The sequence below is a fragment of the Deltaproteobacteria bacterium GWC2_65_14 genome, assembly GCA_001797615.1.
In the GTDB taxonomy this organism is placed as follows: domain Bacteria; phylum Desulfobacterota; class Deferrimicrobia; order Deferrimicrobiales; family Deferrimicrobiaceae; genus GWC2-65-14.
In genome coordinates, this window is the sequence record MGPV01000019.1 from 16,915 (window position 1) to 26,035 (window position 9,121).

9 protein-coding genes and 1 tRNA gene (1 of these 10 cut by a window edge) are annotated in these 9,121 nt (G+C 65.5%); all 10 read right to left on the reverse strand.

The window, feature by feature from the left end:
• Positions 1 to 543: the 5' portion of an ATP-dependent Clp endopeptidase, proteolytic subunit ClpP gene (locus A2X88_05045; protein ID OGP34984.1), read on the reverse strand. It extends 66 nt beyond the left edge of the window; the window shows 543 of its 609 coding nt (coding positions 1-543); the start codon lies at positions 541 to 543; its stop codon lies off the left edge, out of view.
• Positions 540 to 1,826: a trigger factor gene (locus A2X88_05050; protein ID OGP34985.1), complete on the reverse strand. Its 1,287-nt coding sequence runs from the start codon at positions 1,824 to 1,826 to the stop codon at positions 540 to 542. Before A2X88_05050 ends, A2X88_05045 begins: the two co-directional genes overlap by 4 nt.
• Before the next feature lie 44 nt (positions 1,827 to 1,870).
• Positions 1,871 to 1,952: transfer RNA gene (locus tag A2X88_05055), tRNA-Leu, on the reverse strand.
• Between the two features lie 231 nt (positions 1,953 to 2,183).
• The gene (locus A2X88_05060; protein OGP34986.1) at positions 2,184 to 2,564 is read right to left on the reverse strand and encodes a hypothetical protein; all 381 of its coding nucleotides are present in this window, start codon (positions 2,562 to 2,564) and stop codon (positions 2,184 to 2,186) included.
• Positions 2,564 to 4,270 carry a hypothetical protein gene (locus tag A2X88_05065; protein ID OGP34987.1) on the reverse strand — a complete coding sequence of 569 codons (1,707 nt, stop codon included), beginning with the start codon at positions 4,268 to 4,270 and terminating at the stop codon, positions 2,564 to 2,566. Before A2X88_05065 ends, A2X88_05060 begins: the two co-directional genes overlap by 1 nt.
• A gap of 18 nt (positions 4,271 to 4,288) precedes the next feature.
• Complete coding sequence (locus A2X88_05070; protein ID OGP34988.1) at positions 4,289 to 5,827, reverse strand: phosphoglycerate mutase (2,3-diphosphoglycerate-independent); 1,539 nt, start codon at positions 5,825 to 5,827, stop codon at positions 4,289 to 4,291.
• A gap of 1 nt (position 5,828) precedes the next feature.
• The gene (locus tag A2X88_05075; protein ID OGP34989.1) at positions 5,829 to 7,112 is read right to left on the reverse strand and encodes a phosphopyruvate hydratase; all 1,284 of its coding nucleotides are present in this window, start codon (positions 7,110 to 7,112) and stop codon (positions 5,829 to 5,831) included.
• Complete coding sequence (locus A2X88_05080; protein OGP34990.1) at positions 7,109 to 7,597, reverse strand: hypothetical protein; 489 nt, start codon at positions 7,595 to 7,597, stop codon at positions 7,109 to 7,111. Before A2X88_05080 ends, A2X88_05075 begins: the two co-directional genes overlap by 4 nt.
• Positions 7,598 to 7,683: 86 nt before the next feature.
• A complete protein-coding gene (locus A2X88_05085; protein ID OGP34991.1) occupies positions 7,684 to 7,965 on the reverse strand; it encodes a DNA-binding protein HU in 282 nt (93 codons plus the stop codon).
• Between the two features lie 168 nt (positions 7,966 to 8,133).
• Positions 8,134 to 8,823 carry a hypothetical protein gene (locus A2X88_05090; GenBank protein ID OGP34992.1) on the reverse strand — a complete coding sequence of 230 codons (690 nt, stop codon included), beginning with the start codon at positions 8,821 to 8,823 and terminating at the stop codon, positions 8,134 to 8,136.
• Positions 8,824 to 9,121: the final 298 nt, after the last annotated feature.

Here is a 9,121-nt window from a genome sequence, read left to right on the forward strand (position 1 = left end):
CTTCGCCTGCTCCGCCGACATGAAAAAGTCCCGCTCCGTGTCCGCCGCGATCCGGGAGAGCGGCTGTTTCGTGTGCCGGGACAGGATCCGGTTCAGCTCTTCCCGCATCCGGAGAATCTCCCTGGCATGGATCTCGATCTCGGTGGCCTGCCCCCGGGCGCCCCCCATCGGCTGGTGGATCAGGATCCGGGCGTTCGGTAGGGCGGTCCGCTTCCCTTCGGCCCCCCCGGAGAGGAGCAATGCGGCCATCGAGGCGGCCTGGCCGATGCAGACGGTCGCCACGGGAGGCTTGATGAACTGCATGGTGTCGTAGACCGCCATCCCCGCGGTGACGTATCCCCCCGGGGAGTTGATATAGATGTTGATGTCCTTGTCCGGATCCTCCGCCTCCAGGAAGAGAAGCTGGGCGATCACCACGTTCGCCACGTCGTCGTCGATCCCGCTGCCGATGAAGACGATCCGGTCCTTCAGCAGCCGGGAATAGATATCGAAGGAGCGCTCTCCCCGGCTGGTCTGCTCCACCACGATCGGAATGAGGGTCACCCCGCCACCTCCTCCTTCACCTCGGCGTGCTCGAGCAGGAACGCCATCACCTTCCGTCCCAGCAGCCGGCTGCGCAGCTCGTCCATCCGCGCCTCATCGCCGTAGTGCTCCCGGATCTTTTCGTACTCCATCCCGGCCGCCGCGGCCATCGCCCGCATCTCCGCCTCGATCTCCGAGAACGGCACGTCGAGGTTCTCCTTCTCCGCGATCGCGGAGATCAGGAGAGAGACGCGGACCGCCCGCTCGGCGTTCGGGGCGAACCGCTCCTTCATCTTATCGAAATCCATGTTCACTTTCTTTAGGTCGACTCCCTGCGACGCCAGGCGGTTCGCCGTGTCCTGGATCATCTCGAGGATCTGCCGGTCCACCAGGGTTTTGGGGACCTCGAAGGCGTTTTTCTCCACCAGCCCCTTCCGGATATCCTCCTCCCCCCGGAGCCGCGCACTCTCCTCCGCCTCCTGCCGCAGCCGCTCCCGCATCTTCCCCCGCAGGTCGTCGATCCCGTCAAGGTCGGTGAAGTTCTTCGCGAATTCGTCGTCCAACTCCGGAAGCCGCTTCCCCCGGACGGAGTGGATCTTCACCTCGAAGGAAACCTTTTTCCCTGCATATCGCGCATCGGGGAAATCCCCCGGGAACTCCACCTCGATCTTCCGCTCCTCCCCGGCGCGTCCCCCCTCCAGGCCGGCCTCGAACTCCTTCCCGAAGGGGGCTCCGGTCTCGAGGATCGAGGTCGCGGATTCCCGCGTCTCGAGAATCTCCCCGCCGGAGGAGGCGGTGAAGCCGAACTCCACCAGGTCCTGCGCCGCGGCCCCCCGGTCCTCCACGGCGTGGAACCGCGCGAACGACTCCCGCAGCCGGAGGATGGCGCCCTCCACATCCTCGTCCCGGACCTCCGCCCTCTCCTTCACGACGGGGAGTCCCCGGTACCCCTCCGGGGAGACCTCGGGAACGACCTCGACCGTCGCGGTGAACACGAACTGTTCCCCCTCCTTCAGCTCCGCGCCGTCGATCTTCGGGAGGGAGAGCACCTTCAGCTGGTTCTCCCGGACCGCCTCGGCGATCGATTCCCGGACCAGGTGCTCGGCCACGTCCGCCTCGACCGACTCCCGGAAGGCCCGCTTCACCATCGACATGGGGGCTTTCCCCTTCCGGAACCCCCGGATGGGGGCGATCCTCCGGATCTCGACATACCCCTCCTCGATCCGCCGGGCGACCTCGTCCGCGGGCACCTCCACCCGGATCCGCTTCTCGACTCCACTGACCGCTTCCACGCTGCTCTTCATCTCGTTTCGCTCTCCCGTGCCTTCTGTTCCAGGTCTCGATAGGTTGGTGCGAGAGGAGGGATTTGAACCCTCACGGTTGCCCACCGGATCCTAAATCCGGCGCGTCTGCCATTCCGCCACTCTCGCACGTCGATGGCGAGCCTCTTTTCCGAATTCCACAGTATATACGAATATTTCCCCATGACAAGCGAAAACGCCCCCGGGCCCCGGAGGCAGGGCGCATCGACGCGTCATATACCGGAGCGGGACCCTGGCCGACGGGTGCCGCAGTCACGGGCGCCCTCGGGACGGGGCGCAACGCGGGCGGAGCCAGCCGAAGGAGGGGGGATGAGCGGAGATAAAAATTCCGGGCGGCGGTTATTCGAGGAAGAGCCACTCCTGGAGTTCGGCCGACGGCTGGTCGAACTGCATCCCGAAGATGTACGACCCCGCCGGCTCCTCGGCACCGCGGAACCAGACGACCTTTCCGGAGACCCGAAACGGGGATCCCCCCTCGGGAAACACCGTGGCGTCCACCCGGTTGCGCGTGGTCATCAGCGTATCGTACATGACGTGGATCCCGTCGGGGGCGATCTTGGGGGTGACCACCGACATCCCCATCGATGAGAAATCTTTCGCGGTCGCGTTGACCGGGGAGGAGATCCTCCGGGGACTCTTGCCGCTCTGCACCGTGAACACGACCTGGGCCATACGGGCCTTCCTCTCCTTTTTTCTCCGATTCTTCTGGAATAGTGACATCAGGAAGTCTTTTCCTTCTTCTCCTCGTCGATCCGCCGGAACCCCTCGAGGATCAGCTGCATCTCGTCCATGTCGACGGTGCGCTCCTTCGTCGTTTGCCCGTGAGCGATCACGAACGGCCCCTCCGTGTGCCGGAGGATCCGGTAGAACGCCTCCTCGCCGATCAACTTTCCGGTCCGGCAGTGGCAGATCCTGCCGTTCGAGAAATAGATCCGACCCTCCTCCTTCGTACCCGCGTGAATGGTTACACAGGCGGTCTTCAGACCGAGGTGGAGGGTCTGGACGATATCCGGGATCCCGAGGTTCTTCAGGTCGCCGACCACCCCCGGGTTCACCGCTCCCGCAAGGGTCCCCCTCCTGCGCTTGACGTCCCGGCGGATGATGTTCCGGATCCGTGCCCCCAGCTCCTTCAGGTCCACCGGCTTCACCAGGAAGTCCTCCGCCCCCAGGTGGAGCGCCTCCACCTTCATCTGGGTCTCGCTCTTCCCGGAGAGGAAGATGAACGGGGTCTCCGCGATCTCCGCGGTCTGCCGCATCGTCCGGAAGAGGGAGAGACCGTCCATCTCCGGCATCACGACGTCGGATACCACAAGATCCGGCCTCTCCCTCAGGAGAAGGTCCAGGGCGTCCTTGCCGTTGTCGGCGGCGAGCACGTCGAACCCCTCGTTCACCAGCTTCAGCTTGAGGAGGGTGAGGTAGTCCACCTCGTCGTCGACCATGAGGATCTTGGGCTTGGACCCGATCCCTCGGAACGAGTAGTGCTTCTCCACCACCGCGGTGAAGACCTCCACGATCTCGGGGTCGAACTGCGTCCCCACATTCTTGTGGAGCTCCCCGATCGCCTCCTCCTTCGTGACGCTGCGCCGGTACGGCCGGTTCGCGGTCATCGCGGCGAAGGCGTCGACCACGGCCAGGATCCGGGCCCCCACCGGGATCTCCCGCCCCTTCAGCCCGCTGGGGTACCCCTTCCCGTCGTACCGCTCGTGGTGGTGGATGATGATCGGACGGATCTTCCAGGGGAAATCGATCGTCTCCAGGATCTTGGCCCCGTTGTCGCAGTGGGACTTGATCGTGTTGAACTCATCCTCGGAGAGCTCCTTCTTCTCCCTCAGGATCTCGCTCTTGATCCCGACCCGGCCGATGTCGTGGAGCAGGGAGGCCAGCACGATCTCGTCCACCATCTCCTGGGTGAGTTTCATCTCCTCGGCGACCGACCGGGCATACTCCATCGTGATGTGGCTGTTCCCGCCGAAGAAGGGGTCGTTCACCTCGAGCAGCCCCACGAGGACGTCGATCGTGTCGATCAGGCACCGCTTCAGGCGGTCGTCCGTCACCGGGACGGCCACCGGGGCCCGTTCCTCTCCCGCGGCGAGGATCAGGTCGAGCAGCTCCCGCTGTTCGACGATGAAGTCGGAGGACCCGAACCGGAGAACATCGTCCGAGCTCCGGATGATCGAGAAGGAGGAGGTGACGATCACGCGGGTCTTCGGGGAGATGCGGAGCAGCCGCCGCTTCAGCTCCACCCCCGAGCAGTCGGGAAGGAAGAGCTCGCACAGCACCCAGTCCAGGGCGCTGTTCGAGGCGATCTTGGCCGCCTCCTCGCCCGAGCCGGCCAGGGAGACCCGGAGCCCGCCCTCCGAGAAGGTGTGGGCCAGCATATCCCGGACGTTCGCCTCGTTGCTGATGACGAGGATCGTCTTCTGCATCGGCCCTCTTCCTTCCGCCTACCGCTTCCGGACGTCCTCTCCGGTCATTCCGGGCAGCGGAGGGATTCCCAGCATTCCCAGGATCGTGGGTGCCAGGTCCTCGAGCGCCCGGTCCTCCCGGAGCACGGTCCCCTTCCCCGCGGGGTCGGCCAGGATCAGGGGAACCCGGTTCGTCGTGTGCGCCGTGTGGGGCTCCCCGGTCGCGGGGTCGACCATCGTCTCGGCGTTCCCGTGGTCCGCCGTGACCAGCGCGGCGCCCCCGATCTCCCAGATCTTCTCTACCACAATCCGCAGGTTCGCGTCGACCGCCTCGATCGCCCGGATCGCGGCGGAGAGGATCCCGGTATGCCCCACCATGTCCCCGTTCGCGAAGTTCAGGATCAGCACGTCATGGTTCCCGGACCCGACTTCCGCCGCCGCCCGCTGCCCCAACTCGAAAGCGCTCATCTCGGGCTGCAGGTCGTAGGTCGGCACCGAGGGGGAGGGGATCAGGATCCGCGATTCCCCCGGGAATTCCTTCTCGACCCCCCCGTTGAAGAAATAGGTCACGTGGGCATACTTCTCCGTCTCGGACATCCGCAGGTTCCGGATCCCCCGCTCCGCGAAGATGTTCACGAGCAGGTTCTCCATCGTCTGCGGGTCGAAGGCGGCGGGAAGGCCGAAGCGCTCGTCGTACTCGGTCATGCAGGAGTAGGACAGATCGAGCCGCTCCGGGCGGGGGAACCGGTCGAACGCCTCCTCCGTGAGCGCCCGGGTGATCTGCCTCGCCCGGTCCGCACGAAAATTGAAGAAGAGGACCGAGTCGCCGGCGGAGATGCTCCCCACGGGACGCCCGTTTTTCCGGAAGACCACCGGCTCGACGAACTCGTCCGTCTTTCCCGCGGCGTAGGAAGCGGACACCGCGGCGACGGGATCGCTCCCGTCCCCCCCCTCCCCCCGCACGAAGGCGCGGTAGGCCCGTTCGGTCCGCTCCCACCGGTTGTCCCGGTCCATGGCGTAGTACCGCCCCACCAGCGTGGCGACCTCGCCCACCCCGATCCTCCCGGCCTCCGCGAGCAGGCGCTTGAGGTGGTGCACCCCGCTGGTGGGCGGGGTGTCCCGCCCGTCCAGGATGGGGTGGACGAAAACGGAGGACAACCCCCGCTCTTTCGCCATCTCCAGGAGGGCGACCAGGTGGGTATCCAGCGAGTGGACTCCGCCGTCCGAGAGCAGGCCGACAAGATGGAGCGCCCGCTTCCGGTCCCGGGCCGTGTCCATCGCCTTTCCCAGCACCGGGTTCCGGAAGAACTCCCCGGTCCGGATCGCCTTCGAGATCCGCACGAGATCCTGATAGACAACCCGACCCGCCCCGAGGTTCAGGTGGCCGACCTCGGAGTTCCCCATCTGCCCGGCGGGAAGCCCGACCCGCTCTTCGGAGGCGTGGATCAGCGTGCGGGGGAACTCTTCCCAGAGCCGGTCGAAGAACGGGGTCTTCGCCAGCGCCACCGCGTTGGCCTCCCGCTCCTCCCGGTATCCCCATCCGTCGAGCACGATTAAGGCGATCAATCTCCGTTTCATATCAGGTAGTATAGAACACACCCTTGCCCGGGAACCGCCCCGCGGGGCCCAGCTCCTCCTCGATCCGCAACAGTTGATTGTACTTCGCCATCCGGTCGGTCCGGGAGGCGGAGCCGGTCTTGATCTGGCCGGTGTTCAACCCGACCGTGAGATCGGCGATGGTGCTGTCCTCGGTCTCCCCGGAGCGGTGGGAGACCACGGCGGTCCATCCGGCCCGCTTCGCCGTCTCGACCGCCTCGATCGTCTCGGTGACCGTCCCGATCTGGTTCAGCTTGATGAGGATGGAGTTCGCGATCCCCTGTTCGATCCCCTTCCGCAGGATCGCCGGGTTCGTCACGAACACGTCGTCCCCCACGATCTGGATCCTTTCCCCCATCGCCTCCGTGAAGAGCTTCCACCCCTTCCAGTCGTTTTCGGCGAACCCGTCCTCGATCGACAGGATCGGGTACTGGCGGCAGAGCCCCTCGTAGAATTTCACCATCCCCTCGCGGTCGCGCCGGGAACCGTCCGATTTCCGGAAGTGATACTTCCCCTTCTCGTGGAACTCCGAGGCCGCCGCGTCAAGGGCGATCCCGATGTCCCGCCCCGCCCGGTAGCCCGCTTTCCCGATCGCCTCGAGGATCACCTCGATCGCCTCCGCGTTCGACTTGAGGCGCGGCGCGAATCCCCCCTCGTCCCCGACGTTGGTGTTCAGCCCCTTCCCCTTCAGGACCTTCTTGAGATGGTGGAAGGTCTCCACCCCCATCCGGAGCGCCTCGGAGAAGGACTTCGCGCCGACCGGCATCACCATGAACTCCTGGATGTCGACATTGTTGTCCGCGTGGGAGCCGCCGTTGAGGATGTTCATCATCGGGACGGGAAGGGTCCGCCCCCCGACTCCCCCGAGATACTGATACAGAGGCAGGCCGCAGGCCTGCGCCGCGGCCCGGGCGACCGCCATGGACACCCCGAGGATCGCGTTCGCCCCCAGCTTCCGCTTGTTCGGGGTCCCGTCCAGCTCGATCAGCATCCCGTCGAGGAACGCCTGCTCGGTAGCGTCGAATCCGACGACCTTCGGGGCGATCACCCGGTTCACGTTCCGGACCGCCTTCTCCACCCCCTTGCCGAGGTACCGCTTCGAATCCCCGTCCCGGAGCTCCACCGCCTCCCGGGTCCCGGTGGAGGCCCCCGAGGGGACGATCGCTCGTCCCTCGGCGCCGGACTCGAGGGTCACCTCCACCTCGACCGTCGGGTTCCCCCGGGAGTCCAGCACCTGCCTTCCATGGACGTCGATGATCGTGGTCATGGGTCGATCCCTCCCAGGCTCGGATGGTCCGGACGCACGAAGGGCCTGCCCGCCTGCCGGACGGTCAGGACGGGGCACGGCGCCATCCGGACGACCTTCTCCGCCGTGCTGCCGAACAGGACATGCTCCACACCGGTGCGCCCGTGGGTGCCGATCACGATCAGGTCGGACGAGGCCTCCCGGGCGTTCCGGACGATCTCCCGGTGCGGGATCCCCATGGCGAACATCGTGTCGAAATTCTCGAATCCGGCGAAGTGGCCCGCCAGGAAGGCGTCCATGCTCTCGTGGGCGAAGGTTTCCATCCGGATCCGTACCGTCTCAAGGGGAAGCTCGCCCCGGAACATCGGGTCCGCCGCGACCGCTTCGTCGAGCACATGGAGCACGAGGATCCTTCCGCCGAACCGTTCCGCCAACAGGCGCGCCGCCCCGGCGGCCGCGGCGGAGCATTCCGAGAAATCGGTCGGTAGCAGGATCCTGGCGAACATGCTCCTCCGAAAAAAAACCCCGGCCGCGATTCACGCGGGCCGGGGCTTGCCGTGATGTGCGCCTTCCTGAAAGGCCCGTCGACTGTCTACTTCTTCCCGCCGACCGCCTGCTTGAGCGACTTCCCGGCGGAGAACTTGGGGACCTTTGCGGCCTTGATCTTGATCGCCGCTCCGGTCTGGGGATTGCGTCCCATCCTGGCCTTCCGGTTGCTCACGCCGAAGGTTCCAAACCCGGTCAGAGCTACCTTGCTCCCCTTCTTCAGGGACTTCTTGATGGCGTCGATGAAGCCGTTGAGCGCCTTCTCGGCAGCCGCCTTGCTGATCCCCGCCGCCCCCGCCATCGATGCAACCAGTTCCGCCTTCGTCATTGCATCCCCTCCTGTCCTTTTATGGTATGTCTCCGCGCAACCGGGTGCGCAGCAATCCGACGACCCTCGAACAAACTGATTCAGTAAATGCCGAAAGGGTGAAAAGTGTCAAGCCATTTTTCCCGCGCTCCGCGGACCGCGACGCCTTGATTTTCAAGCGCTGGCGGACTATCGGACCACGGAGGGCCGCTTCGCCGCGCCGCGGGGGAGCAAGAGCCTCAGCAGGAGCATCCCCGCGACGAACCCGCCGATATGGGCCCACCATGCGACACCCCCGGACAGCGCGTCCGTGCGCCCCAGGGAGGAGGCGGCGCTGAAGAACTGCATGAGGAACCAGATCCCCAGGAAGAAGACGGCGGGGATCTCGACGACCGGGAAAAAGAGGAACAGCGGAAGCAGGGTCACGACCCGCGCCCGGGGGAAGAGGAGCATGTAGGCGCCGAGCACGCCGGCGATCGCTCCCGAGGCCCCGACGTTCGGGACCATGGAGTTGTGCTGCAGCAGGATCTGGGCGAGAAAGGAGACGGCGCCGCACAACAGGTAGAAGAGGAGGAACCGGCCGCGCCCCAGCATGTCCTCCACGTTGTCGCCGAAGATGTAGAGGTAGAGCATGTTCCCGAGGAGATGGAGCCACCCTCCGTGAAGGAACATGGCGAACAGGGGGGTCATGAGCTCCATCGGGTCGCCGGGGAACATCTGAAGGTACCGGAAGGGGATGAGCCCGTAGGCATAGAGAAAATCGGTGACGCCTTGACCGAGCGACAGCTGGTACAGGAACATGACGGTGTTGCCCCCGATCAGCGCGTAGGTGACAACCGGGGTGCGGGAGGACGGGATGGTGTCTTTCAGGGGGATAATCGGGAACGCTCCTTGGGGCCCGCGTGTCTGCTTTCAGGATAGCGGTCCCCGCGCAATTTGAAAAGAGGGGCCGACGGACGTCGGATATATTATATGGTTATGCTCTCCGGCCGCATCCTGAAATACTATCTGGTCCTCTCCATCCTCTTTCACGTGGCGTTGATGGCGCTCGCCTTCACGATCCCGCTGCCGGAACGGACCACCGGGGACGTGATGGTGGTGGATCTGGCCGACCTCCCCCGCTCGACCGACTTCCTCCCCCCCCGCCCCGGGATCGTCCAGGGATCCCGTCCCCCCC